This is a genomic window from Saccharomonospora glauca K62, assembly GCF_000243395.2.
Taxonomy (GTDB): Bacteria; Actinomycetota; Actinomycetes; order Mycobacteriales; family Pseudonocardiaceae; genus Saccharomonospora; species Saccharomonospora glauca.
In genome coordinates this window covers 1-25,362 of sequence record NZ_CM001485.1, presented here as the reverse complement: position 1 = coordinate 25,362, position 25,362 = coordinate 1, and the positions used below count along the sequence as shown (strand labels likewise).

Below are 25,362 nucleotides of genomic sequence, written 5' to 3'. Positions count from 1 at the left end.
GGAGATCAGGATGGAGCGCCGCCCGATGACCGCACTGGCCCCCACCGAAACCACCATCGAGCACGTCGACGCCGACCACTGGACCGAACGCGTCGCCGCCCCGACGATGTCGTGGCTGCTGGCGCGCCGCAGCGACCACACCAAGACCGCCTACGCCACCCGGCTCGGCATCCCGCGCGAGCACCAGACCTGGCGCGGGCCGAACACCCGCAGCAGCAGCCACAAGCCGGTCCCGCCCTACGCCTGGTTTCGGTGGTGTCTCGCTCGCGACCTCGACCCGCTCACCGACGTGACCGTGGACGTGATGCGCGCGTGGGTGGCCACCATCCGCGAGCACGGCGGCACCGACGCCACCATCCAGGCCTACGCCGGGGCCGTGTCCGCCTGGTACCGGGAGATGCGCAAACGCAGTCTCACCGACATCGTGATGTCCGACGTGCTCGACACCGACGAACGCCGCGCACAGGGCATCAGCACGGTGTCGCCGTCGTCACCGACGCACGCCCTGACCTACGAACAGGCCATGGCCCTGCGCGCCTCCGCCCGCATGGACCCGCGACCGACCCGGGCACGCAACATCGCGATCGTGGAACTGCTGCTCTCGACCGGGGTGCGCGCGGCCGAGCTGTGCGCGCTCACCCGAGGCAGCATCTCCCGCGAGGGACGCGAGGGCGTGCTCACCGTGCACGGCAAGGGCGGCAAGACCCGCACGGTGCGCCTGACCTCCACCGCACTCGCGGCCGTGGACGCCTACCTCCTCGAACGCGACCAGGCCGACGCCGGAACCGACGTCGCGCTCGCAGGTCAAGTCAGTGGTCAGAGCACGAGGAACGAGCCGCTGTTCCTCTCCTCCCGCACCCGCAAACCCCTCACCCCGGCGCAGATCCGGCAACTCCTCTCCCGCCTGTGCGGTGTCGCGGCACGTCACGGCACCACCGCCGCCGCTCGACGCGCGGCCGCCGAACTCGCACCGATCTGCGGCAGCATCCACCCGCACCAGTGCAGGCGGTTCTACGCGGTCCACGCGGTGTCGATGGGCGTCAGCGTCGAACAGGTCCGCGACGACCTCGGGCACGCCAGCCTGACGACCACACAGCGCTACCTCGCCGACGCCGCCCGCCTCACCCACTCCGGCGCCTATGCGGTGTCCGCGAGCTTGGAGGCCGGTAACGCCGAATGGGGCATCGCGGAGCCCCTGATCTAAGTGGGAGCGCGGCCGTCCGACTGGTTGGGGCTTTTGCAGGTTTCACCCCGTCAGCCACGCCCACTGGTCGAGCCGTTCGCCGTCTGGATGGGTCGCATTGTTCGACCCTAGGAACACGAAAAAGGGGGCTCTGAAATCGTTCGACCTCAGAGCCCCCTTTACACGTACGGCACTATCAGCGGGCGTCTACGGGCAAATCAGACGGCGTGTCTGACACGACAGAAGGGGTCAAGACCCCGCTGGGTCTTGACCCCTTCGATCTACGTGGCGGGTGGTTCGAGTTGATCTCGCTCGGTCAGGGCATTACGCGGCCAGTACGTGGACCGGCTCGTCGTCGGGGTGCAGAGGCTGACCGACGCACCTCCGATACGGGGTCGACAGCAGGTCGTAGGCGTCCTGGTCCCAGCCGGGCACAGTGCCGATCAGGTCCCGAGCAGCCAGTGCATGGATCGGTTGTCCGTCCAGGGCGTCACACCGCAACCAGACGGGATCGGCTCCGCGGTGGCGCAGCGCCTCCAGGCACGCCCGCTCTGCGTGCACCCAATCAAAATGGCTCAGTGCCCGGAGCTCGTCCAGGTACTGGTCCCCTAGCTCCCGGTCGGTGAGCTCATGCAGACGGTTCAGTGCTGCGACGATGTAGTTCGCGCACGGACCGAGGAGCCCGTCGGCAGGCTCGAACTGCTCGAGCCTCCATCCCCCCTCCGCTTCCAGCAGAGTCCTCTCCGTGATCACGGTGCCGTCCTCCCACCCCCGATGGGGCCGGACCTCACCGATCGGGGACACGCGTACCACGCGCGCGTACGTGCCATCGAGGAGACGGCCGAGGTGGTAGCACCGGCTGTCGCGGCGGTTCCACGGTGAGGGGAGGACGCGCGGGTCGAGGCTGACGCCCAGAGTGGGGGTGAGCACGGTGGAGTTGCCTCCGGCGTTCGGGAGTGTGTCACCGAGGTAGGCGCTGGTGTCGACGGTCACGGCGAAGTAGCTGGTCATTGTGCCTCCTAAGGTGTGGGTGGGTTGTTACAGGTGTTTGGCGCGGTAGACGCCCTTACGGACGAGCACCAGCCGCGACTCCAGCCGCTTGATCCGCTTGCGGACGGTCACCTCGGACACCCCGAGGCGTTCGGCCATCTCCGAGGTGCGCCATTCCCTGCCGTCGGCGAGCAGCTCCATGAGCTGCTGCTCGCCGTCGCCGAGCTCCCGCAACGGGACCTGCGGGTCCGACGCCGCGGGGGCGGGGTTGAGTGCTGTGATCATCGCTGGCGGCTCGGGCACGGCGAGGACTCCGGCCTGCTGCGGCTGCTCCGAGTCGCCGGCCTTGCCTCCTCGCCTGCGTCGGATCTCAGCTCGGATTTGACGCGCCTCCTCCGGAGTGGCGGTGCGCATCCTCTCCAGCAGGTCCCGCATGTACGCCGAGTCCTGTTCGGCCGCCTCGTGGCGGTTCTCGTACATCTCGCCGAGGACGTTGCGCACCAAGTCGTCCAGGGTCGCTGGCGGGTACGCCCGCATCCACTGCTCGACGTTGTCGGGTTTGCGGGACCGCCACAGCACACCGTCCCGGTCGGAGCCCAGGCAGTAGCCGTAACCGCCACCCTTGGGGATGTCCCACGGCGCGGGCACGTTGCCCGGCAGCAGGCCGCAGTGCGATTTTTCCAGCATCCGCATGATCACGCAGTTCCCACCGACTAGGCCGCTGCGCAGGGCGGCGGACTGGCCGAAGGTGTCCATCGTGTAGGTCTGGGAGGCCCCGATAATGGCCAGCCCGCACTTTCGCATGATCCGGTCCAACTCACCGAAGTCGTGCCCGAAAGTGTTGCCGGTCCGGGGGTTTTTTTCGTTGAACACCATGTGGCACTCGTCGACGATGACCACGATGGCCGGCCGCTCACGGGTGTGAGTGAAACCCTCGACCTTGAGCACGTCGGTGTTTTCTGCTGACCGCACGGTGGTCACGTCCTCCAACGCGTCCAGCAGATCCAGCACGTTGCCGAACAGCGTCCCACCCTTGTGCATGCCTTTCATCGGCCAGTCCGCCGTCTCGATCAGCGCGGGTGAGGACGCGCCGTTCTGCGGGTCGAGGTACCAGATTTCCACCCCGAGCTTGCGCAGCGCGATCGCGACGAGTTCGATCAATCGCGACTTGCCGCTACCTTTGCTGCCGAGCACGAACCCGCCGACCACGCTGTTGGGCTCAAAAACGTGCCACCGCTCGACGCCCTCGCCGTCGGTGTAGGGGCCGATCTCAACCCACACGTTTCCCTTTCCGTCATCGACGATGACGGGGCCGTGGAAACCGCCGTCGATGGCGTCGGGCCGGGTCACAACCCGCAGCTCCACCAGGTGCGGCTGCGGGCCTTGGCTGACGGAGATGTCCTTGGGCCAGTAGCCCACCGCGATCGCGATCTTGTCGACCGCGTTGCGCACGGCGTCGAGGTTGTGGCGGGTTCCCTTCAGGGAGATGGTGAACACCACCCCGGCCTCGAACAGGCGCGGGTTGTCCAGTCGGGTGCCGGCCAGCACCCCGTTGGTGCAGCCGATCTCGTCAGCCCAGACCTGCATCAGCTCGTAGGCGGTAGCCATCTCCTCGTCGACGTCGCGGGTCGGCTCGGGCGCCGGTTCGGCGACGGTAGGGCCGGAGGGGTAGCCAGGACGGATGCGCTGCCACCAGCGCGCCGACAGCGACACCGTGCCCAGTCCTAGAGCCAGCCACATGGTGGCGGCGTCCGCGCCGGTCAACGGCAGCGTGGCGCACCAGGCGCACCCCGCCATCAAACCGATCTTGAATCGGCCGAGGATGCCATCGGGCAACTTCGACCCGATTTTGCGTAGAGCGGCATACCCCGCGGTGAGGGCGACCGCGCCGGTGCCCATCACCACTGTGGGCATGGCCAGGTCGCTGTACTCGGCGACCAGCGCACCAGTAGTGCCCACCGCTGCGGTCGCGGAGGTGTAGGCCAGCGGGTAGAGCTGCCGCCGGTTGCGGTAGACGATGCTCTTGGAGGACCTCTTCGTGTCCTCCCACATCGCCGCCGCTTTCTTCTTCGCGGCAGCTTTCTGCCGCTCTCTCCAGCTTTGCGGGGACTCGGTGGTGTGCTCGTCCATCGGGACGGGCACGGGATCGGTCTTGATCATGCTTCCTCCGTCTCGTCGGACGAACGTTGTGGTGTCCCCGGCGGGAATCGAACCCGCCCACCCGTTGCCGGGTGAACCGTTGGGGACTGTTTCGCGTAGCTCAGCCACGCAGGTAGAAGTCGGTCTCGCGGGCCACCCCCCCTCGGGCGGCGGCAGCACCGACCTGCTCGGAGATCCCGAGCTGAGAGCTCAACTCGCCCTCCATGCGGGAGAACGAGTCATCGGCGATCGCGAGGTGGTCGGGCACCGAGGACAGAGCAGACACAGCCTCGGCGAGCGCGCTGGAGACCATGCTGGCCCGCTCCCGCGCCACGGTGAGTTCCTCCAGGGCCGGCCCGTTCAGGCCGTGGGTCTGCAAGGAGGCCGAGGCCAGTTCCAGGCTGGCCGGGACCTGCCGCAGCCCGGTGGAGGTCTGCGTCAGGGTCGCCTGGAGCGCGTCCAGAGTGTTCTGCAAGTCGGTGATGTAGCGGCGCATCTGCCGAGCCAACTCGATGCCGGACGACAAATCGTTGATCTCACCCGAGATACCAGCAGCGTTAGACATGTTCCCTTCCTCCTTTGTTGCGGGGTTGTCCTGCCCGGTGTCGGGCTGGTTTGTGGTGGAGCTGCCCAGCTTTTCGCTAAGGGCGTCGAGGTCGACCACGTCGCCGGCCTCGTCGGCGGCATCGCTGATGTCGTCGTGGGCGCGGCGCCTGTGCACCACGCAGTAGGTCGAGTTCGGGGCCTTGGGCTGGCGGCACTTGCTGCCGTCGTCGTCCCTCCAGGCACACGTAAGGAGGTCCCAGGCAAACGCCGCGTCGAGCATCGGGTCCGTCGCGCTGCTGGGTTTCTCGCCGTCGTGGACGACCGAGCTGTCGGCGCCCGAGTCGTCCTCGTCGTCGCCGGCCTCCTCGACGTCATCGCTGATGTCGTCGTGGGCGCGGGGCCGGAACGGCAGCACCGTCGCCCCCTCCATCTCGTCGTCGAGATCGTCGGACCCCTTCAGGCCGGCCGGAACGTTGGGGTCACGCTCGGCGTCGACCCGAGCGTTGGCGTCCCACGCCTCGTCTTCGAGGCGCCGCTCGCGGATGGTCGCGGGAATTTCGCGGGCCTTGCCCCACAGCACGCCGACCCGCTCGGCGAAACGCCGCCGGCGGTCGGCGCGCCGTTCCTCCTTCGCGATCTGCTTGGCGACCCACTCAGCCGCCTTCTTCGGCTCCTGCGCCTCTCGTTTGGCGATCCGGCGGTTGTGACGCCGGGTCGAGGCATCCGCCCAGGAGTCGAGTGCGTTGCGCCAGATCGTGCCGAGATAACTGGGGTGCTTCCGGCGGTAATCACGAGCTTGTTGCCGCGCTTCCCGCCGCAGCACCGAGGGGAGGGGTTTCCCCCGCACTGCGGCGGCGCCGTCCATCACCAGGCCGGTGAACGCGTAGGCGGAGACGATCACAAGAAAAACCAGGCTCATCGCATCGTCACTCCTTGGCAGATGTCAGGTAGCGGTGAGGTCGTGCACGAGTGCCCCTGGCGGGAGTCGAACCCGCCCTAAGCGCAACCGTGGAGGGGCTGCGGGCTGTCAAGCCCGCTTGACGTGTTCATTCGCCGGTGACCGTGGAGATGACGTTGGTGCCCATACGCGCGACACCGTCGTTGACGTTGCGCACGGCGTCGCCGACCGGGCCGGAAGCGATGACCGCGAGCAGCGGGATGACGATCAAGGCGGTCTTGGCCACGCCGTCGGGCTTCTTGTCCATCAGGTCGAGCACCAGGGCCACGAGCAGCACCACGATCGTCAGAGCCGCGGTGCCGGCGGCGGAGAGTCCGAACGAACCGAGCAGGTCGGCGACCTTGCCCATCAACCAGCCCACCGGGGGGCTGACTGCGAGGCTGGTCGAGGTCAGGAACAGCAGGATCACCGGGACCGGCCAGGGGATGCGGCGGCGGCCCTTGGTGGTCCTGTAGAGCACGAAGAAGAAGACGGCGGCGAGCAGGCTGCCGAGCGTGGCGAGCATGATTACCTCCTGATCAGTGGTCGGTGATGAGTTCGATCGCGGCGTGCGCAGGCCACAGCAGCACCGTCAGGACGGCGCGAGCTGCGGGGACGAGCGTGGAGAGCACCACCAGGACGACGGCGATGGTGGTGCGGGACGGCCGCTCGGTCACCCACTGCCAGGCATAGGCGACCGCGGCGTTGAGCGCGGCGAACCACGACCAGGCCTTCGCCGCGGTGCGGGCCATGCCCTCGTCGGGGACCTGCTGGCCATAGCGGCCGTATTTCACGATCTTGGAGAGGGCTGGTCTGTCGACCGACCAGATATCCGGCGGCGTGAACTCGGCCTTGGCACGTTCGAGCAGGCTCGGCGGGGCGGGCCGCACCGCGGGGCCGGGCTCGGTGGCGCCGGGGACGGTGCCGTCGTCGGGGACCGGCCGCAGATGCGTGGGCTTGGCCTGACCTTCGGTGCGGGTGGCCTTGCCCGCCAGCTTGTCCGTGAGGCGCTTGGGGAGTGCGGACAAGGGTTTTCACCGTCCTTTCCGGGATGGGTCGAGTAGGGCGTCGCCGCAGCGGATGAGAGAGCGCACGGCGACCTCGATGGCGTCGAAGACCGTGCGGTGAGTGGTAGTTGTGCGGCCTCGTTGGGCGGAGCGCTTGTACGCGGCGGCGACGTAGTCCAGCGCGATCCGCAGCCGCTCCACCGGTTCCGTGGTGGTGTCCAAGCGCTGGAGTAGATGGGCTTTGGCGTTGGTGTGGTGCCGCTCCCGCAGAGTGGGGGCACCTTTACGGGTTCGGCGGTGCCCCGCCATCGGAGCCTCCTTTGCTGGTCAGCGGGTTGTTGTGGCCCGGCGGCCTGGGCAACACACCTCCCAGGAGTGGGGAGAGGAGATGTGCTGCCCCGGTGCCGGGACACCGAGAGAGGGGTCAGGAGTTGAGCCAGCGGCGCATGGTCGCCACCGACGGCGTGTCGTAGCCCTGCGCCTTGAAGTGGTTGATCACCGCTGAGGGGCCCGGCTTGCGGTTCTCTTCGGACCAAGCCTTGGCCTGCTCCGGCGTCAGACGCGGCTTGCCGGCCTTGCGCTTGCTGCTGGTCTTGGTCTTGGTCTTGGTCGACTTCGACGCTGCAGGACGCAGCAAAGCGGTGGTCCTCGGCGGCGCCGCAGCCTTAGCGGCTTCTGCCTCGCGGCGCTGGACCTCGGCCTCGTAAGCGGCCTTGGCCTCGCGGTAGGCGATGGCGCGCACGAACCCGTCGGTGACGTGCAGGATGTAGCCGAGCATCGCGATCCCGCCGAACAGCACCGCCATCGAGACGTTCTTGTCCACCCAGTGCGTCACGTTCAACGCGGCGGCGGTGCACGCGGCGACGATCGACACCGCGAGGAAGATCCACCAGCGCCTGCCAGGAACGCCGTTGGTGAAGAACTTCAGGGCCGTGTCACCAGCGGAGATCATGATCGTCTCGGCGGTCGTGGCGATGATCCCGGCGGCGACGTAGCCCGGCCACCCCAGGTCGAACAAGCCACCGAAGAAGATGACCTGGCCGATCGCGCCGGTCAGGATCGCGATCCAGTAGACCGCCTCCAGAGCTCGGGAGCCCCAGAAGATCGGCGCCGACGGCGGTTTGAGGGGCTGCGGTTCCGGCTTGGGCTGTGGTGCCGGTCGAGTCGGCGGCGGGGTGGTGGTCGACGTCGCCACCGGCTCCGGGGCCGGGGTCGGCGTCTCGGGCCTGAACACCTCGACCGGAGCCGCCGACACCAAGTCCGGCTCCGGTCGAGGCTGCTCTGTAGCGGGGTCCGGCACCGAGCTCGGTACCGGGTCGGGCTGGGGTTGGTCGACCACGTCGATCGGGGCGGTGGACTCCCCCAGATCGGCGGGCACGTACAGGCCGGAGAGCAGCCGCTGTGTCGGCATCTCCGGGATCGTCGCGCTGCTCATGTGATGGTGTCCTTCCATTGCGGGTCAGTGGTGGTGCCGTGCGTTCCAGCGGCCTGGGCACCGCTCGCAGACGGGGCGGGGCAGATCCCTCGGCGAGCGGCCCCCCGGTGCTGGACCGGGATCAGCGCGCTACCGCCATGTCGGGGGAGTCAGCGGCGCGCGCAGGTTCGGCATCGGTCACGTCGGTATCGGAGTGGTCGCGGCGTCCGCGATAGCCGCCCAAACATCCGCTTCGGCGGTCTCGACCTCGATGGCGGTATGGACCGCTCGGTAAGACTCGGACCGCACGAAGGACAGCTCGTCGAGCAGGGCGCGGATGCGCCTGCCGACCTCGGTGTCGGCGGTGGCGGTGGTCAGCGTGCTCATGCGGCCCTCCAGAACGTCGGTGTCGTGTCGACCTCGTCCTCGTCAGCGAGGTCGCGGTACCGGCGCCGCAGCTCCATCAGCTCACGGTGGGTGTGCTCGAACGCGGAGAGCCGCAGCGCCTGGTCGATGCGGCGCTGCACGAGCACGTCGTCGCCGTACTCAATGGCGAGCAGGTCGGCCAATGTCGGCTCCGACTCCGGCAGCTCACAGGCCGGCACCTCGGCCGGACGAATCACGATGCGTCTTGTGATGGCATCTCCGATGGGTACGGTGGGCATGGAGCGCACACTCCTCTCAGTGCGTGACCAGCCCCGCCCCTCTGGCTGCAACCTCGGGCGGGGCTTTTTCTCTGTTGGACTCGGTGTCCCTCGCCCGACACCAGAACCCCGACGTCGCGGGGGCTGGTGTCCAGCGGCAGACACCGCATGTCTGCGGTGATGCGTGGCGCGGACCTTGTCTGACCTGCGATGCCCGTAGTGCTGGCAGCGCGCAGGCAGGCCCGCGACTTGTGTGCCGTCCACTGTGGAGTTCAAGGCGATTCGCCGAAACACTCGGCGGCGGCGCTCCCTGCTGCCACCTCCCGGTGGGAGCAGGTCCGCACGGGCGCCAACCCGGGGCGAGCGGGATCGGACCACTCTTACACGTTTGAAACTTTAGATGTGTCTAATGCGTAAGATAGGACAGAGTGAGGTACAACGCAAGCACTTGGTTACGTTCAACGTGTCGAACGCGGCGATACTGTCTCTACGCCGCCGACGGGCCTCAGCAGAAGGGATGAGTGAGCAGCAGTGACCACACCAGCCGGAGCGCCCCCGGCGTATGTCCGGATCGCCACGGAATGGGCAGAACGCATCGACTCCGGCGAGCTACAGCACGGAGATCCTCTCCCCACCAGAGAGGAACTGGCAGAACAGTACGGCGTGTCCAAAACCGTGATCCGGGACGCGCTGTCCCTTCTGCACCAGGACGGCTACCTCCAGACCGCCACCAGGCGTGGCACCCGCGTGTTCCGCCTACCTAGATACGAGCTGCCGATGTACTCATGGGAGTCCGACGATCGTGGACGCGATGCCTACGAGGACGCGGTGCGCGCACAGGGAGGTAATCCGGGGCAGCAAATCGAGGTGCAGACCATCACACCGTCTGCCGATGTGGCCAACGCCCTGCAACTGGAGGACGGACAGCTCGCGCTCGCTCGCCTCCGGATCCGCACCATCGATGGCATCCCGTACTGCACCGCTGACAGCTATTTCCCCTATTCCCTCGTGCGGGACAGCAAGTTGGTGAACCCCGCGAATATCTCCAGAGGCGGGCGACACGTGTTGCGCGAGTTGGGCCTGGAGATGGTGCGGCACCGGGACCGCATCCACTCACGTCGCCCTCGAGCTCGCGAGATCACGGATCTCGGCATCCCTAGTGGCCTACCGATCCTCCGGCATGACCGAATCAGTTACACCGCCGACGGCACGCCCATCCGCTACATGGTGTCCGCGTTCCCGTCCGACCGGTGGGAGATCACATACGAGGTGGAGAAATGACGACGAAGCGATACACCATCTGGACGGCGCGCGAACACGAGGTGGACACAGTGATGAGGCTGCTGCACGAGCGAGTGCAGTGGCTCCGGGACCGTGGGAGTGACCAGTGGTCTACCTACCAGCGGTGGCGCCCCGAGATAGAGAACAGTGTCCGCCGTCATGCAACGTGGCTGCTGCGGGATGCAGACACGTACGAGGCAGTCGGAACGATCACGATGAGCCCCCACAGCGACCCAGAGTTCTGGACCGAGCAGGAACGCGAGGTACGGGCGCTGTATCTGGCGAAATTGGCAACGAGTCCGGCAAGACGAGGCGAAGGCCTCGGGGCGCTGCTACTTGAGTTCAGCCACTACTGCGCAGTGGCTGATCAGTATCGCGAGCTGCGTGTGGACGTATGGAAGACCGCCCACGGGCTGCATAACTACTACCGCCAGCAGGGGTGGGCTTACCTTCGCACGGTCGACCTGCCGCATCGCCACTCTGGCGCTCTGTTCACTCGTCAAGTCGTGGCCCCGACGGTGAACCTCCCACCACACGGGCTGACTATTCGACCAGCCGGAAATGGCAACGTTCCGAAACGCCCAATAGAGCCGGGCGAGCTCGCGTGGTACGGGCGTGATGCACTCATGTACGCCCGACGCTGATCTACGCAAACTGGGGCCGTCTCGGAGTTTCCGGGGCGGCCCCTTTTTCATGCCCCAGGCAGGACCCCTGAGCGGGCCTGTGAGAGGTCGAAACCAACCCGCTCATGCCCTGTTGTCCAACCCGCTCATTGTGCAGGTCAGAGCGCGTGTGAGCGGGTTTCATGAGCGGGTCCGTGAGCGGGTTCTTCGACGACTCAATGAGCGGGTTGGTGAGCGGCCTCGTGAGTGGGTTCGTGAGCGGTCTCGCGAGTGCCCTTGTGAGCGGGTCCGTGAGCGGGTTCTCGACAACGCCGTGAGCGGGTTGATGAGCGGGTTCAACCACACCCGCCGACCCACTCACACCCGACCCGATGAGCGGGTACCGACAGACCCGTCCCACCCGCCAGCGAGCGGGACGCAGACGCCCCCCGACCCATGAACCGGCGGGACCCATGAACCACCCGCTCACGACGAGACCGGCCGGCCATCAATCTCCCGCGCACCCCAGACCACGGAGCACCCACGGGATACCTCGCGTCCATGGGGTCGACGAGCGAGACGCCCACGACCAGGACGACGAGCTGAGGGAGCGGCGACGAAAAATCACCCGACGAGCAAGGGGGTCTCGGCTTCGCGTTTCCGCCGGTCAGAGGCTAGGTACGCCCAGGCGGAAGTAGGGGTGAGGGCTAGGTACGCCTGGGCGGAAGTAGCCCCTCCCGAAGGTCGCGTTTCCGCAGGTCAGAGGCTAGGTACGCCTGGGCGGTCCTTCCTCTTCGATCAGAAGGAAGGAAGGACCCTTGAAGGGTCCTTCCGATCGACTGATGGAGGGGTCGCGGGTGGGTGGTCAGTAACCGCTCGAACCTCACCAACCTGGCTGTCTTTAGCCAAGAACCCCAGCCACTCGTGAACGAGACCATCACGGCCTCCCAGGCGCTGGTCACGATTGGTGATCGTCAGCGGTCACGAAACCCCGAGAGGTTTCGCAGACGACGAGACTCGCGGTCTGGGCTCTCTACGCGTAACGCGCGTCGCGCGTACGCGCGCGAGGGGCAGGCTGGACGAAACCTTTCGCGGCGCGGTGCGAAAGGTCTGCGAAACCCCGCTTTTGTGACTGTATGTGATCGTGACTGGGGTGGTCACGGCGTCTTCAGCGCGCTCCAGGGCGGTGTTGGATCGCGCTAGTGGGTTGGGGAGATCATCCACGTGCCCGTCGCTTTGGGGCCTGGTTTGGCCGTAGAGGTGCGTTCGGGTCGTCTTTGGGCGGTCCCTGAGGGCTTGGCGTACTACGTCTGGAGCAAAGCCTGGAGCGGTTCGTTCGGCAAACCCCGACCCACCGAATAGCTCGTTATACACGCCTTGGTACGGGAAACGCGTGTTTGACGTACTTGGGAGCAGGCGGCTCCCGATCAAGCCAAGGAAGACCAACTTGCGTTTCCGCAGGTCAGGACTGTCACCGGATTCCGGGGACAGGTTCGCAGGGCTGTCACCGGAATCCGGTGACAGGTCACGTTTCCGCAGGTCAGGACTGTCACCGGATTCCGGGGACAGGTTCGCAGGGCTGTCACCGGAATCCGGTGACAGGTCACGTTTCCGCAGGTCAGGACTGTCACCGGATTCCGGGGACACTCTCGATCGGAGAGAGGAAGGACTCTCATGAGAGTCCTTCCGATCGATGGATGGAGGGCTCGCGCCGCCCGGCTGGCGCCGGGCCGGGCGACGCGACCCCGGGCAAGGACGACGAGCTGGTCGGTGAGCGCACAAACCTCACCCGTCTTCGGTCGCTACCAGCCGGGACCCCGGGCTGCTCGCTCACGAGACTGTCGCGGGTGTCCCGATGCTGGTCACGGTCGGTGATCATCAGTGGGTCACGAAACCCCGCGGGGTTTCGCAGACGGCGGGACTCGCGCTCTCCGAGCTCTCACGCGTAACGCGCGTCGCGCGTACGCGCGCGAGGGAGCACCCCGGCGAAACCCTTCCCGAAAGGGGTCGAGGCGGTCACGAAACCCCGTGCGAAACCCGCGCGAAGCCCTGTTTTGGTGACTGTGCGTGGTGGGCCTGGCTGTGGTGAGATGACGCCGGAGCGTGTCGACGCGGCGGGGAGGTCGTTGGCAAGACGCCCTCTTTGCCGTCTAGATTGGCCGTAGAGGCGCGCGCAGGTGGCCTACAGGCAAAGTGTCTAGAGTGGGGCTCGACTGGGCGCGCAGGCGATTTGAGGGCGTTTCTGGGGTGGAGGCTTGACGCAGCGTGGACAGCAGCGAACGGCTTGCGTCGACACGGCGCGACACGCCGTAAGGACCCTCGGTGATTGAAGGTTTAAACCCATGGCGTAGGGTGGCGGTCACCATCCCCAGGTTGGCAAGGAGAGACGACGACCATGCATCTCAAGACGTTCGCCCGGATCTGGCCGAGCACGTTGCGGGCCGTTGTAGCCGACCGTGCCCCTCTCATGCTGACCAAGTACAACCGGCCCTACGTGGCGGTCGTGCCGGCGGACACCTGGCTTGAGGCGGAGCAGGCACTCGCTGAGAAGCGCGCCCGTGAGCAGAGCGGGGAGGCGGTGTCGGTGTAGCAGCCCGCCCGTACCCCGGACATGAAAGAGCCCCGCGCCCTGTCACCAAACAAGTACGCGGGGTCTTCCAAAACCTCGACCGGGGTTTCACTCCCGACCCGGCCTGACGTTCATCGTATGAGGGGGTCTCACGATGACCGTCAGGGTTCCAAGATACAGCCTGCCGCTGTCGTCTTCTACACCTCGTGTCAGGAGTGTGACCCCGGTCCCTCACTCGAAAGGGATCGAATGGACCACGAGGCCTCCAACGAGCAGTTCATTACCCAGGCAGCGACCGCTCCAAGCGTCGGGCTGTCCCCGCGCTGGGTGCAGTACTCGGGCATCAGCACCGAAGCCCGAGCCATTGCGGAGCTGCTAGCCGACAACGTGCTGTACGTCCAAGGAGACCACGCCGGCGGCGAGCTGGACCGCGAATACCTCGCCTACCATGCGGACCTCGGCCGCGCCGACAAGGTGAAGAAGCACCTGGACGAGCTGATCGAGATCGGATTTCTCACGATCTTCGACGGTGGCGTAGACCCCGAGACCGGGCGTCGTCGGCAACGACGGGATGCCTCAGGTGCTCCGCTGCCAGCGCGCTACGTGATCAGCCTGGAACCCCCCGCCGGGTACGTCGGCCCCCGCAATGCGACCGAGGCTCGTGCCCAGTTCATCGTGGACCGGGACCAGGCGTACCGGGCTGCGGAGAAGACCGGCCGGAAACCACGTGCGGGCCGTGTGACGATCCGGCGTAGCGAGGTGGGCCGCCTCCACACGGAGGGCCCGGTTCGCGCGGTCGGTGCCGAGCCTGCGACCGTCACCGAGCTGCGCCCCAGCCGTACCACGGTGAGTCGCGAGGACGTCAGGGACGCGCTGCGCACGGTGGGGTGGAACTCCGCCAAGGCTGCCCCGACCCCGAAAGAATTCGGGGAACTGGTGGATCTCGCTCGCGCGGCGATGACCCGATACGGGGCGACGCTGGACCAGGTGCGCTGGTACGCCGCCCGAAAGGTCCGGGAGGCGAAGCGCAACCCTGTGGCCTACGTGCTGACGGCATTCCGCGCGCGCGCCGCCGAGATCGCGCACGAGCCTGACCCCGCTGAGAACCTGGTGTTCGAGGACGATCCCGAACTCGTTGCCGCAGTCACCCGCAAAGCTGCCGTGCCCGAGACCGTTCGTGCGGTGCCCGAGTCCGAGGCACCCTCGACCTCGACGCCCGTGCTTCCTGCTTGCAGCAGGTGCGGTGCTCGGGAAGGCGACCCATGGTCCTTCCGCTACCTCATCACTGAGGACGGCGACGAAGTCGAGTGCACGGCGTGCCGTTCCCAGGTCGCTTGATTTTTCCGCCCCTTTGACAAAAGAGCCCGGCCGGACCCTCCTACAGCCCCGGCCGGGCGTGACACCGCAAAGGAAGAAACGATGTCATCTCCCATGATGGACCGGACCGATGTCCACGACCAGATCATCTACTCCGAGGACGCTGAGCGCTCGGTTCTCGGCGGCATGATGCTCTCGGAGACCGCGATCGCTGACGTGGTCGAGGTAGTGCGCGTCGAGGACTTCTACCGGCCGCAACACCAGGCCATCTTCGCCGCGATCGTGGGCCTGTATCACCGCAACTGCCCGATCGACGCGGTGGCGGTCGGGGACGAATTGACTCGCCGCGGCGAGTTCACTCGCGTTGGTGGCGGCCCGTATCTGCATACGCTAATTGCTGCGGTGCCCACGGCCGCGAACGTGTCCTACTACGCACGGATCGTGCAGGAGAAGGCGGCACAGCGTCGCCTCATCGAGGCTGGTCACCGCATCGTCCAGTACGGCCAGAACGCCAGCGGGGAGGAAATCGCTACCGCTCTCGCTCGCGCTCAGGAAGAGCTGGACCAGGCTGCAAATGTTAAGACCGCTAACAGCGAAATCGTGCGGGCCGGGGACTTGATCGACGAGATGTACGCCGAGATCGAGAAGTTCCAGTCCGGGTCCCAGGAGACGGGGATCGGTACGGGGATCATGGACCTGGACACCGTCCTGCACGGGCTGCGCCCCGGCCAGATGATCACGATCGCCGCCCGCCCTGGCGTGGGGAAGTCGGTGCTGGGGGTGCAACTTGCTCGGCAGTGCGCGATCGAGCAGGGGAAACCGGCGGTGATCTTTTCGCTGGAGATGTCCCGGATGGAGATCATGATCCGGATGGCTGCTGCTGAGTCGGGCGTGCGGCTGGACGCGATCCACTCGGAGCATGGTCTGAGCGACCACGACTGGGCGCGGTTGGCGCGGGGTATGAGCCGGGTGAAGGAAGCGCCGCTGTTCATCGACGACGAGGCCACGGCGACCGTGACTGAGATCCGTGCGAAGGCTAAGCGGCTGCACAAGCGTCACGACCTCGGGTTGATCGTGGTGGACTACCTCCAGCTCATGGGCTCCGGCAAGCGGGTCGAGTCCCGCCAGCAGGAAGTCAGCGAGTTCTCGCGGCAGCTCAAGCTGTTGGCCAAGGAACTCGATGTGCCCGTGGTGGCGATCAGTCAGTTGAACCGGGGGCCCGAGCAGCGTCAGGACAAGCGTCCGATGCTGGCCGACCTGCGCGAGTCCGGAAGCATTGAGCAGGACAGTGACGTGGTGATCCTGATCCACCGCCCGGACGCCAACGGCGCGCAAGACGAACCACGCGCCGGTGAAGCGGACTTGATCGTGGCGAAGAACCGAGGTGGGCAGACGGCCACGGTGACGGTTGCGCACCAGATGCACTGGAGCCGGTTCAAGGACCTCGCACGGGAGTGATCCGAGAACTGACTGATGAACCCCACGCGCCCGCCACAACGACGAGGGAAGGCCGAGCATGAACAGCGAAACCAGCAACGCGTCGACGACAGCGCTGACCACTGGCTTGACCGGGCTGGACAACCTACTCGGCGGCCTACGCGGCGGAAGCCTGTACGCCATTGCTGGGCGCAGCAGCGCGGGCAAGTCCACGCTCGGGCTCGGCTTCGCGCGCGCCGTCGCTCGTGCCAGCAACGTGTCGTGTGCGGTGTTCTCCATGCAGATGGCGAACCCGGAGACGATCTTGAGGACGGTGGCCGCTGAGTCGTCGATCCGGCTGGAGAACCTGCGAGCCCAGTCGATGGCGCTCACTCCAGACGAGCAGGAGCGAGCCGAGCGCGCGTCCTACCTGCCGCTGATGATCAGCGACACCCGCAAGGCGTCCTTCGAGGCCCTGCTCGGCGAGTGCTTGACGATGAAGCAGGACACCGGGCTGGGCATGGTGTTGGTCGACAGCATCGACCATGTCGGCCTCGACCGTGACGGGGGAAGAGACGAGGAAGCCAGCAACGCCCAGCGGTTGAAGTACCTCGCCCGCGAGTTGGACGTTCCGGTTGTGGTGACGGTGCACCTGGATCGGCTGTCGCGGGAGCTTCCCGAGCGTCCAGGGTTGTGGAACTTGTGGGTGTCCTCGCCGGTCGAGGAGTCCTCTGACGTGGTGATCCTGATTGACGGACCTAGTGACGACACCGGGTTCCCTGGTGACGAGTTCGAGGTGGAGTTGCACGTCGCGAAGAACATCCACGGGGAGACTGGGACGGTTGCGGCCACGCGGCAACTTCAGTTCGCGAGGTTCGTGGACTGAGAACCCCACGCGAGGATGCCGTTTCCCGCCGTCTGATTCGCCCGTAGACGGCCGAACAGCCTCCCTCGCGTAGGACTGGACCCCTGGGAGCGCAGAAACGCTCTCAGGGGTCCTTTTCGTGTCAGGGGTGGTCCAGACCCGCCGCCCGCCACACCTCCGCCGGTACCTCACCCGGATCGATGCCCGCGCGCCGTGCCGCGTCAAGCACGAACCCGTGCAACACACCCGGCAGCTCGCCCAACTCCCGCGCACGAGCCAACGTCTCCAGCCACGCCGCTTCCCGCTGCCCGAGCTTCCGGCGCGCCGCACCCCACGCCAATGCCGCCCGCTCCACCTCGGTTCGAGCCCGTGCCCGCTGCTCCCGCTCCGGGTCCGACCTCCGCGCTCGCACGTCCGCGCGTACGCCTGTCTGGACACCCGTCTGGACGTCCGTACGCGCGTCCGCCATTACTCCCGCACTCTCAGACGCTGGGGCCGGAGCCTGCGCCACCACAGGCGCGACCGTGGCGGGCTTCGCAGGATGCGCCCCCGCCAACGAACTCTTCTTTCGCCTCTCTGGCCTGCTCACGCGCCCACCTCCACGTCCACACCCAACAACTCACCAGCGATCGGCTGATACGTCGTCTCCGCCAGTAACCGCAACCGCGCCGGACCCTCGTCCAGGCCACGCCCGGCCTGCATGTAATCCACGATCGGTTGCCACAGCGGCACCCGCCGGTCGAGCCATACCTCAGTGCCGGGGAAGTGCGCTTCGACCCCCGCGGCGATCTCGTCGGCCAACTCCGTGGCCGTGGACGTGTTTCGCCACCGGTTGATCATCACTCCAGCCACCCGCAAGGTCGGGTTGGCGTACTCGCTGACCATGCCGACGGTCTTGCGCAGCAAAGCGAGTCCGTCCGCGCTCCACTGGTCAGCTTCGGCGACGAGCACGGCGACGTCAGCAGCCGTGAGCGCGTTGACCAGCAACAAACCGAGTGCCGGGGCGTTGTCGATGAGCACCAGGTCGTAGCGGTCGAGCATGGGCGCGAGAGATTTCCGCAGTCGGTGTTCGCGGCCGGCGGTGCTCGCAGCGATCCGGGCTTCTGCGGTGGCGAGGGTTTCCCCGGCTGGGGCGAGGTCGACGCCGTCCCAGATGGTCGGCACCACCACATCGGCCATCGTGACGTCGGTGTCTGGCAGCACCGTGTCGGCCACGGTGAGCCCTTCGGGGTCGAGCTCGTCGGCCGCCAACGTCGACGTGCAGTTGCCCTGCGGGTCGAAGTCGACGACGAGGACGCGCGCCTGGTGGTAGACCGCCGCTGCTCGGGCGAGGTTGATCGTTGAGGTGGTCTTTCCGACGCCGCCTTTCTGCATGGCGACGGCGGCGACCCTCGCTGATGCCATCCGGGTGCCTCCCTGAGTTGGTGGTTGGTGCCAGGGAGTCTCGCACTCGGGGTCGAGCGGTGACGAGGCTGCGGGGTCACGAGGCTGATCGGTAGCACGCTCTTGTGGTCTCGGGGCCGCGTGGAGTCGGGGTCACCCGTCCAAGAGGGCGCGAGGAATTGTGACCGCAAGAGCTCGTGACCTCGCGATCTCGCGACTAGTGGGCCGGGTGGTCGCGGTATCTCGTGATCGTGAGTTCACGAGGTCGAGCAACCGACCGTTCACGAGGTAGCGAGAACGCGCGACCTCGCGCACGCGCGGACTCTTGTTCGCTGCCCCGCTGCCACGAGGCCGCGAGGGAGCGCAGCAGAGCGGCCGCGCACACGCGCGTACGCGAGCAAGGAGCCCGTCACCACAACGTCAGCTCCTCCGCCTGGGTCGAGGTGGGTCCTTCGAGTCCGCGGAGTCGTCGACACCGGCGGCACGACACCGGGTGTCGAGTCGGCCGCAGTTCCCCTTGGGCGCCGTGGCCGGCGAACCCCTGGCGACACGCGGGGGCGGGCAGTTTGTGGTCATCGACCCATGGCAGCCAGTCCACCGCGTGCACCACCGACGAGCTCCCGATGTGGAGGTTGTGGCCGTCGAACGCGAGGCGTTGGGATCGGGCGAACGCTGCGGGGTCGACGGGTGTGGGCACCGTGTCCTCCCAGAGTGGTGGTGGGGTTGGTTGCGTGCCCAGTGTCGCGTGCGCGGTGGGTGTAGTGGTGGTTCGCGCGCAGGTGCGCGGCCTCGCGTACGCGCGCGAGGAGGCTCTGACCAGTCCATTCACTCGAATAGTGCATTGTGTAGTCGGTACACAAGCGGATACATTGCGTGTATGAACGACAACACACCGACCCTCACCCGAGTCGGGGAACTACGCCGCCAACGGGAGGAACTCGACCGGGAGATCGCCGCACTCACCCCGCATGCGATTGAGGAGGGTTACGCCGCCGGACTCCGTGCCGAGGTCATCGCCGTCGAGCTCGGCATCTCCGTGTCCCGCGTGCATCAAATCCGCCGAGAGCATCGGGACACCTGACTACAACGCACCGGAACGCACACCGTGTCTGCGCTCCCCTCTTGGCCTGAGCCGGTTGGTGCCCGTCCCCCACCACACGACGGGTGGGGGTGCGGGGGCCGACCGGTCTACACCAACCACACGAACAGGAGGAACTCCCATGGCCATCGACTTGGACAGCGTGCTCGACCTGGTCAACTCCCACGCTCGGCAGGCCCACGCGCTAGGCCAACAGGCGATGGAGGCCCACAACGCGTCGAGCCGAGAGGCCGACGAAATGGCCAGGCAGCGCTTGTTGGCGACGCGGGAAACGTGTCTGCGGCTCGGCGAGCTGTACGCCCGTATCGCGGGCGTCTACGCGACCCTCGCCGCAGCCTCAAAGTGAAACGCCCGGCGAGGGGCTCCGCACGACCAAGCACGCGCCCCTCGCCGGGGGTTCATCCCCTGATTCCACGAGAACGCAGAACAGGAGAACCTCATCATGCACCACTCGATTCGCCGGGCCGCCGTCCTCGCTATCGCGTGGCTCGCCGGGCAGGCCGGCCACCATATCGGCGACTACCTCGTCCAGCGCGACTGTGACGCACAGCGCAAGCAGCAGCACACAGGCGAAGGGCGCCGCGCGCTCGCCAACCACGCGGTGAGCTACGGCATCACGCAGGCCGTCACTCGTGCTCTCGCCTACCGGGTCGCCGGGCTCCGGGTGCCCGCACGCGCACAGCTCGCCGCTGCTGTGGTGGAGACCATCGCCCACGCCGCCATCGACGACGGCAGGCTGCTCCGCCGTTTCGCGCACGGCACCGGCAAGGGGGGCTTCCACGGATGATGATCGCGACCTCGTGGGCAGCGATCGCCCGTAAGGCACGGTCGTACACCTGGACACGGGCACGCGGCATCTTCTCCAACGGCTCCCAGGCGTTTTTGCCCTGGAAGATGTCGTAGCCATGCAGTTCCGCAGCCGGGTCGATCCCAGGGTAGGTACTGGCGGCTTGCTGCACGACCTCGTCGAGCGCGACTCCCAAAGACAAAGCTTGGTGATCGGGACATACCAGAGCGGCGATGTAGTAGTGCTCGCGACTGTAACTCTCGTCGACATAGCACAGCAGCACACCGCACCACCTTCGCGCTCCACCCAGTTCACAGCCTTGCCCGGCCGCGCTTCCACGAACCTAAACGTACTGTGCTCGCCTGGACGCTTTCCGTCGGCGAGCGTGCTACATCCTGCGCTGACCGGTTGCAGTACCGACTGGACGCACTGATCACCAAACCCACCTGCACGCGGTGTTACCTCTACGTGGTGTCGCCGGGCGAGCCGCCGACCGTGGTCACCGAACTCCTGGCGACACCGAGAAGCAGGTGTCAGGGTTTCCTGACACGGGTGGCGGTCCAGGGGTTTTTGATCTGGCGGTGGTACAGCTCATGGGCGGCTTGGCGGGAGACGTCGAGGGCGGCGCCGATGTCGGCCCAGGAGGCGCCCTCGTCGCGGGCGTCGATCATCAGCCGTCGGCGTTGGTCCAGCAGTCCGTCGAGTAGCTGTTTGGTGGCGCGCAGGGCGTGCAGGGCGCTGACCTCGGCGAGCTCGGCCCGCTCCGCCGTCAGCTTCGCGACCTTCTCCGAGTCCTCGGCGGCGCGGTCCAGCCGGTAGCGGAGCAGCTTGCGCTCGCGGTAGGTCTCCAGGACCAGCAGCCAGTCGGAGTCGAGGTCGCTATCGAGCAGGCGGTCGACGTCGGCGCCGGCGGCCAGGTACTGCCGACCGAGCTGGGTGGTCAGGGGCGGGTGGTAGGAGTCCGTGGTCGTCATGGTGTCAGGATTTCCTGACACGCACGTATTGTCAAGGAACCTTGACGTTTCCCGCGTCAGGAAATCTTGACATCGAACGTGTGGTCGAACATGGCACGTGATCTCCCTTGCATGCCACAACTCCGCTAGCGGCGGGGTTATCGGCGCCAGACGTTGACCCGCTCACGCGCCAGTATCGGCGCGCCGTCAGGGCCTTTGATGTAGGCGGGTATCCACTGCCTACGGCGTCGAGAGTGTCCGGGCCCGTAGGGTTGGTTGCGCCAGTGCCCGGACACCACCCACCGATACCTGTAGCGGCCCCCGGATTCGGGACTAGGAGAGGGGCTGCTGTGGTCGCCGTATTGGCGTCGCAGGTGCACCAGCGTGATCTCCGGTTCGGGCCGGCCCGCGCGGGCGTACGAGCGGCGCACCCTGCCGGGCGCTCGTTCCCGACCGGTCTCAACCAGCGTCGGCTGGGCCATCAGCAGCCAGGCGGCCGCGAGCGCGGCCACCACCGTCCGCTTTTCCGGGTCGATCTCGGTCATGGGCACGGGCTCGGCGGCGTCGAGCACGGTCCCCCAGATCGGGATCAGCGGCGGGGTCTGCTCGACGATGAGTTCGACGTCGGGGCCGCTCTCGTGTTGCAGGCGTTGCCGGGAGATCAGCAGCCACAGCAGGCACCCCTGGGGGTGCGGCCCCCACGCACACGCCTCGACGGGAATCTCCACCCTGCGAGCGCCCGCGCCGGCCTCGATGGCGCCGACTCCACCGTCGAACAGGATCAACCCGGCCGGGGCGGGCCGGGCTTCCGCACCCCAGTAGGCGTCGTCCAGCTGGCGGCCCGCCGACACGGCCAGGGCGGTCATGTCCTCGGACGCCCAAAACAGGCGGGCTTCCTGGGCGTTGCGGGTAAGCCCGTCCAGGGCCTCCTGGTTTTCGGCCCCGGTGTTCGTTCGCACCGGCGCGTCGGGGTTGGTGAGGTGCCGCACCAGACCATCCCGCAGGCGCGGCAGATTCCGAGGGTTCACTCCGCCCTCCCCTTCCGGGCGCGGGCTACCAGTTGGGAAACTCTGGCCTCGTGCACACCTAGTTCGTTGGCTAGGGTGCGAGCCCCGCCACGGCCCCGCCGGGCCACCTCCTCAGCGATTAGCCGGGCGCGTTGATCCGCTAGCTCCGCCGCGCGTGTGCGCAGCCGGTCGATTTCGGCGGTGAGCTGCTCGAACTGCTCCCGCAAAGAAGACCCTGTCATGGCAACTCCGATACGACAAAAGCAGGGGGCCGGATGATCGACCCCCTGCTCGGTGGGTGGGTTCAGTCCTGCTCGACCAGCTCGTCACGCAGGTCGCGCAGGTAGTCCGTCAGCCCCGGAGCGACGACCACACCGCTCGCCGAGCTGGAGCGCACCTCGTCCAGCATCTGGGTGGCGATCCGCTCCAGCTCCGCGTCGCTGGTGTCGGCGGTGATCCCGTACTCCTCGGCCTCATTGCCGACGAACAAGTTCGCCGCGTCCCAGACGTCGATCACGTCCTCGGGGTCCACCGTGTTCTCGTCCGGCAGCGCCGCGATCAGCTCGGCCTCGGCGGCGCGCCCATCGGCGCCGAGCACGGCCTCGGCACGCCCGGACCGGCCGATCTCCTCGCTCCAGTCGACGCACATTCGCTCCGCCAGCGGAGCGATCCGCTCCATCAACCTGTTGGCCGCATCTGCGGTCAACAGGGGGATGTCGTAGCGGCGGGTGTACCCGTGCCAGACCCGGCCCGGCGTACCGCTGCCAGCGTGGTAGCCGACGGACACCTCCCGACCGGGGAGGTCGACCTCCAGATAGGTCGGGGCCGCCCCGTTGTCCATCTCGAAGAACAGCTCGCTTTCCCGGCTTGCCTTGATGATCTGGATGGACATCCTCTCGTACCCTTTCTGTGTTGGGCTCCGTGACAACCCCAACAATACTTGCCCCCACCCGAAAGTTCAAGGGTGGGGGCAAGTTTTTTGTGTCGACTTTGACGGTGAGCCCGTGCCTGGTGTGATGTTCGGGGTGGTACCCTTCCCCGGTAAGGGCAACACCGTTGCCGCATCTAATGCACTAATTCGCTCATTGACCCGGCGGCATCGCTCTACCGCCGGGTCGTTTTCTGTTTCGGTTCTCCGTCTGCGCAGGTCAGGGGGGTCCTCCGGTGAGCGTGTCCATGATCCCCGGTAGCGGTGGCTGCCCGTCGATCTCGTCGGAGATTTGCGTAGCGATCACCCCGCGAGGCTGGGTGTAGTCGTAGAACCTGATCTCTCGGTTCCACACGAGCGCCCCGAGCTGTTTGGCTCGCTCGATTTTCCTGGTGTCCGGGCAAAGAGCGTTGACTAGCGGTGAAATCCACCACCAGTCGAGGTCGTACCACGCCAGCAGACGAAAACCAAGCCCCCCCATAGAGAAGGCCCCCGACGGGTTCGCCGGGGGCCTTCCGTACTACACGCGTTTCATCGGTCTATCCCCGCAGACGCGGGGCCAACCACCCACATGCGTGGGGAAATCACCGCGCACGCAGGGCGCGGGGCCGATGATGCGAGGCACGATACCGCCGCGCATCAACCGGAGCAAGACCCGGCCTCCCTCCCCGAGAGCGACCCAGAATGGGAGGCAATAAAGCAGGGGCCGGATGATCGGCCCCTGCTTGACGGGTGGGTTTAGTGTTGCTGGTTGGTCATTCGTCGGCGGCTAGATCGGTGCGGGCGCCTGGCCGGGACGACGGCGGAGCGCCTCCACGACGACATCCCTGGGATACAGCGACTCGCCCCCGCGGCTGGGGGCCCGGCCGACAGGCCGAACCCCCAGCGGGCGAGGGTCTAACGAGCAACCCGACCGAGACGGCGGCACCCCACCACGGTCCCCTCCTGGTTACGCACCTGCTCGTACGGCACGAGCAGGTCGGTTCGCCCCGCCGCGGCCAGAGCCGTCATCACGGGGACGACATACGCGACCCCCTCCTGGGGCTCCGGAAGTCCCTCCACCTCCGCGTAGGAGACGAGGGACACCGGGATCTCCGCGCCCTCCTCGTCGAGGACTGTGTCCTCGCCGAGGACCGACTCGGAAAGTCGGGCGAACTCGCCCGACGGCTCCAGGACTCTCACCACGCCGTCGTCCGGGTCCTCGACCCGGTCGGGCGTGCCCGCCCCGTAGATCCGCACCGGGTGAGGGGTCATGTTAATGAGCTTCATTTCACTTCCCTTTCGTTTTGTTTTCATAGGGGGTCAATGGCAGCGGCGTGGCCTACTGGGACAGCGCCACAGTGATCGCCGCGCCCACAGGGACCTGCAACCCCACGTGCGAGGCCTGATCCAGCAGCATCCGCCCGTTCACGCCGTTCCCGGCGAGGTCGGGGTATCTATCCCGTTAGCCAGCTGCACACCCAGCACCCGCACGCACTGCTGATGCGCTGGGTCTTGGAGGATATCGACGAATACGCCAGCGACCGCGGCGAATACGCTCTGGTCATCGCCGACGAACCCGGCCAGAACTCCCAGCAAAGTCAGTACCGAGCCGACCTCACCGGCTACCGACAGTTCGGCACGGGAGGGTGGCGCGACCGAAGAATCACCCGCGTCGTGGATACCCTCCATTTCGCGCCGTCTCTGTCCAGTCGGCTGGTGCAAGCTAGTGATCTGGTGGCGTTTCTGCGCCACCGCATCTCGACCAAGGTCGACGGCGACCCTCGCGCGATCCGGGCGAACACACGGTTATGGGAACGGCTGGCCGGTCGTATCCACTATTTTCGTACATGGAGTCCGCCCCACTGACCCCAGACGCACGAAGACCCCGCTCTCGGGCGGGGTCTAAGGCTCACAGGAGTCTCCTCCTGGCTCCTAGGCTAACGGAGCACAAGCGCACGTTGCAAAGGGTGTAACCCAGGACTCTCACCAATGAGTGAGTCCGGATGGAGTGGACGCAAGGGTTGACCCGCCATGCAGCGCTGCCTGGACGTCTTACGCCCCCCGTAACCCTCGAAACGCCGGAAAATTGCCCTCAGATCGTTTCTGACGGCCCTGAAGGTCTCTGCGTGTATTTGATCGAGCCGGATTGAGTTCGTGTCCCTGTGGGCAAATCGGAGCCTCGATCTACACGGGAGTGTGGTCGACAACGGGCGTTGTCGTGACAAGTCGCGGTGTCAGGTGATCCTGACACCGCGACTGGACGGGCCACGCCCCCGGTCTGAACCTCTTATAAGGTTGCGTATAAGAGGTTTT

General features: G+C 66.8%; 27 protein-coding genes. 11 read left to right on the top strand and 16 right to left on the bottom strand.

Annotated features, from left to right (window positions below):
- Positions 1–25: 25 nt before the first annotated feature.
- Entirely contained in the window at positions 26–1,204 is a 1,179-nt protein-coding gene (locus tag SACGLDRAFT_RS21440) for a tyrosine-type recombinase/integrase (protein ID WP_157608949.1), read from the top strand.
- A 303-nt stretch (positions 1,205–1,507) separates the two neighbouring features.
- Here the strand turns inward: SACGLDRAFT_RS21440 and SACGLDRAFT_RS21435 are convergent, their stop codons facing one another.
- The 9 genes from SACGLDRAFT_RS21435 to SACGLDRAFT_RS21395 all read right to left on the bottom strand — a co-directional run bounded on the left by SACGLDRAFT_RS21435 (position 1,508) and on the right by SACGLDRAFT_RS21395 (position 8,881).
- Positions 1,508–2,194 carry a hypothetical protein gene (locus tag SACGLDRAFT_RS21435; protein WP_005467162.1) on the bottom strand — a complete coding sequence of 229 codons (687 nt, stop codon included), beginning with the start codon at positions 2,192–2,194 and terminating at the stop codon, positions 1,508–1,510.
- A 27-nt stretch (positions 2,195–2,221) separates the two neighbouring features.
- On the bottom strand, positions 2,222–4,333 hold the full coding sequence (locus tag SACGLDRAFT_RS21430) for a sigma-70 family RNA polymerase sigma factor (protein ID WP_005467161.1): 2,112 nt from the start codon (positions 4,331–4,333) through the stop codon (positions 2,222–2,224).
- 100 nt (positions 4,334–4,433) lie between these two features.
- On the bottom strand, positions 4,434–5,777 hold the full coding sequence (locus SACGLDRAFT_RS21425) for a hypothetical protein (protein ID WP_005467160.1): 1,344 nt from the start codon (positions 5,775–5,777) through the stop codon (positions 4,434–4,436).
- Positions 5,778–5,904: 127 nt separating this feature from the next.
- Positions 5,905–6,321, bottom strand: coding sequence for a hypothetical protein (locus SACGLDRAFT_RS21420; protein WP_005467159.1), 417 nt, complete (start codon positions 6,319–6,321; stop codon positions 5,905–5,907).
- Between the two features lie 13 nt (positions 6,322–6,334).
- Positions 6,335–6,823, bottom strand: coding sequence for a hypothetical protein (locus tag SACGLDRAFT_RS21415; protein ID WP_005467158.1), 489 nt, complete (start codon positions 6,821–6,823; stop codon positions 6,335–6,337).
- 6 nt (positions 6,824–6,829) lie between these two features.
- Positions 6,830–7,024 (bottom strand): hypothetical protein, encoded by a 195-nt coding sequence (locus tag SACGLDRAFT_RS22890; protein ID WP_232284188.1) that lies wholly within the window; start codon positions 7,022–7,024, stop codon positions 6,830–6,832.
- Positions 7,025–7,226: 202 nt separating this feature from the next.
- Positions 7,227–8,237 carry a hypothetical protein gene (locus SACGLDRAFT_RS21405; protein ID WP_005467156.1) on the bottom strand — a complete coding sequence of 337 codons (1,011 nt, stop codon included), beginning with the start codon at positions 8,235–8,237 and terminating at the stop codon, positions 7,227–7,229.
- Positions 8,238–8,414: 177 nt separating this feature from the next.
- On the bottom strand, positions 8,415–8,603 hold the full coding sequence (locus SACGLDRAFT_RS21400) for a hypothetical protein (protein WP_005467155.1): 189 nt from the start codon (positions 8,601–8,603) through the stop codon (positions 8,415–8,417).
- Entirely contained in the window at positions 8,600–8,881 is a 282-nt protein-coding gene (locus SACGLDRAFT_RS21395) for a hypothetical protein (RefSeq protein ID WP_005467154.1), read from the bottom strand. The genes SACGLDRAFT_RS21400 and SACGLDRAFT_RS21395 overlap by 4 nt, the downstream gene beginning before the upstream one ends.
- A 510-nt stretch (positions 8,882–9,391) precedes the next feature.
- On the opposite strand from SACGLDRAFT_RS21395, the gene SACGLDRAFT_RS21390 reads away from it, so the two are divergent.
- From SACGLDRAFT_RS21390 to SACGLDRAFT_RS21365, 6 genes are all read left to right on the top strand, one after another.
- Positions 9,392–10,141 carry a GntR family transcriptional regulator gene (locus tag SACGLDRAFT_RS21390; protein ID WP_005467153.1) on the top strand — a complete coding sequence of 250 codons (750 nt, stop codon included), beginning with the start codon at positions 9,392–9,394 and terminating at the stop codon, positions 10,139–10,141.
- Positions 10,138–10,785 carry a GNAT family N-acetyltransferase gene (locus tag SACGLDRAFT_RS21385; protein WP_005467152.1) on the top strand — a complete coding sequence of 216 codons (648 nt, stop codon included), beginning with the start codon at positions 10,138–10,140 and terminating at the stop codon, positions 10,783–10,785. Before SACGLDRAFT_RS21390 ends, SACGLDRAFT_RS21385 begins: the two co-directional genes overlap by 4 nt.
- A gap of 2,353 nt (positions 10,786–13,138) precedes the next feature.
- Entirely contained in the window at positions 13,139–13,333 is a 195-nt protein-coding gene (locus SACGLDRAFT_RS21380; protein ID WP_005467150.1) for a hypothetical protein, read from the top strand.
- A 228-nt stretch (positions 13,334–13,561) separates the two neighbouring features.
- Positions 13,562–14,650 carry a hypothetical protein gene (locus SACGLDRAFT_RS21375; protein WP_005467149.1) on the top strand — a complete coding sequence of 363 codons (1,089 nt, stop codon included), beginning with the start codon at positions 13,562–13,564 and terminating at the stop codon, positions 14,648–14,650.
- An 81-nt stretch (positions 14,651–14,731) separates the two neighbouring features.
- Positions 14,732–16,087, top strand: coding sequence for a replicative DNA helicase (gene dnaB, locus SACGLDRAFT_RS21640; protein ID WP_005467148.1), 1,356 nt, complete (start codon positions 14,732–14,734; stop codon positions 16,085–16,087).
- Positions 16,088–16,145: 58 nt separating this feature from the next.
- Positions 16,146–16,931 carry a DnaB-like helicase C-terminal domain-containing protein gene (locus tag SACGLDRAFT_RS21365; protein WP_005467147.1) on the top strand — a complete coding sequence of 262 codons (786 nt, stop codon included), beginning with the start codon at positions 16,146–16,148 and terminating at the stop codon, positions 16,929–16,931.
- A 121-nt stretch (positions 16,932–17,052) separates the two neighbouring features.
- Here SACGLDRAFT_RS21365 and SACGLDRAFT_RS21360 read toward each other — a convergent pair whose 3' ends face one another.
- From SACGLDRAFT_RS21360 to SACGLDRAFT_RS21350, 3 genes are all read right to left on the bottom strand, one after another.
- Positions 17,053–17,379: a hypothetical protein gene (locus SACGLDRAFT_RS21360; RefSeq protein WP_005467146.1), complete on the bottom strand. Its 327-nt coding sequence runs from the start codon at positions 17,377–17,379 to the stop codon at positions 17,053–17,055.
- Between the two features lie 116 nt (positions 17,380–17,495).
- Entirely contained in the window at positions 17,496–18,314 is an 819-nt protein-coding gene (locus SACGLDRAFT_RS21355; RefSeq protein ID WP_005467145.1) for a ParA family protein, read from the bottom strand.
- A gap of 388 nt (positions 18,315–18,702) precedes the next feature.
- Positions 18,703–18,990: a hypothetical protein gene (locus SACGLDRAFT_RS21350; protein ID WP_005467144.1), complete on the bottom strand. Its 288-nt coding sequence runs from the start codon at positions 18,988–18,990 to the stop codon at positions 18,703–18,705.
- A 180-nt stretch (positions 18,991–19,170) separates the two neighbouring features.
- Between SACGLDRAFT_RS21350 and SACGLDRAFT_RS21345 the strand changes: the two genes are divergently transcribed.
- The 3 genes from SACGLDRAFT_RS21345 (at position 19,171) to SACGLDRAFT_RS21335 (ending at position 20,179) form a co-directional block, all read left to right on the top strand.
- Positions 19,171–19,374: a transcriptional regulator gene (locus SACGLDRAFT_RS21345; protein ID WP_005467143.1), complete on the top strand. Its 204-nt coding sequence runs from the start codon at positions 19,171–19,173 to the stop codon at positions 19,372–19,374.
- Positions 19,375–19,513: 139 nt separating this feature from the next.
- Positions 19,514–19,738, top strand: a complete 225-nt coding sequence (locus tag SACGLDRAFT_RS21340; protein ID WP_005467142.1) for a hypothetical protein — start codon at positions 19,514–19,516, stop codon at positions 19,736–19,738.
- A gap of 96 nt (positions 19,739–19,834) precedes the next feature.
- Entirely contained in the window at positions 19,835–20,179 is a 345-nt protein-coding gene (locus SACGLDRAFT_RS21335) for a DUF3307 domain-containing protein (RefSeq protein ID WP_005467141.1), read from the top strand.
- 533 nt (positions 20,180–20,712) lie between these two features.
- Here SACGLDRAFT_RS21335 and SACGLDRAFT_RS21330 read toward each other — a convergent pair.
- The 4 genes from SACGLDRAFT_RS21330 to SACGLDRAFT_RS21305 all read right to left on the bottom strand — a co-directional run bounded on the left by SACGLDRAFT_RS21330 (position 20,713) and on the right by SACGLDRAFT_RS21305 (position 24,336).
- Positions 20,713–21,153 (bottom strand): hypothetical protein, encoded by a 441-nt coding sequence (locus tag SACGLDRAFT_RS21330; RefSeq protein ID WP_005467140.1) that lies wholly within the window; start codon positions 21,151–21,153, stop codon positions 20,713–20,715.
- A gap of 137 nt (positions 21,154–21,290) precedes the next feature.
- Positions 21,291–22,160, bottom strand: coding sequence for a hypothetical protein (locus SACGLDRAFT_RS21325; RefSeq protein ID WP_005467139.1), 870 nt, complete (start codon positions 22,158–22,160; stop codon positions 21,291–21,293).
- 283 nt (positions 22,161–22,443) lie between these two features.
- Complete coding sequence (locus tag SACGLDRAFT_RS21315) at positions 22,444–23,031, bottom strand: hypothetical protein (RefSeq protein WP_005467137.1); 588 nt, start codon at positions 23,029–23,031, stop codon at positions 22,444–22,446.
- A gap of 933 nt (positions 23,032–23,964) precedes the next feature.
- A complete protein-coding gene (locus SACGLDRAFT_RS21305; protein WP_005467135.1) occupies positions 23,965–24,336 on the bottom strand; it encodes a hypothetical protein in 372 nt (123 codons plus the stop codon).
- Between the two features lie 213 nt (positions 24,337–24,549).
- Between SACGLDRAFT_RS21305 and SACGLDRAFT_RS22155 the strand changes: the two genes are divergently transcribed.
- Positions 24,550–24,915, top strand: a complete 366-nt coding sequence (locus tag SACGLDRAFT_RS22155) for a DUF3800 domain-containing protein (protein ID WP_083853001.1) — start codon at positions 24,550–24,552, stop codon at positions 24,913–24,915.
- Positions 24,916–25,362 lie beyond the last annotated feature (447 nt).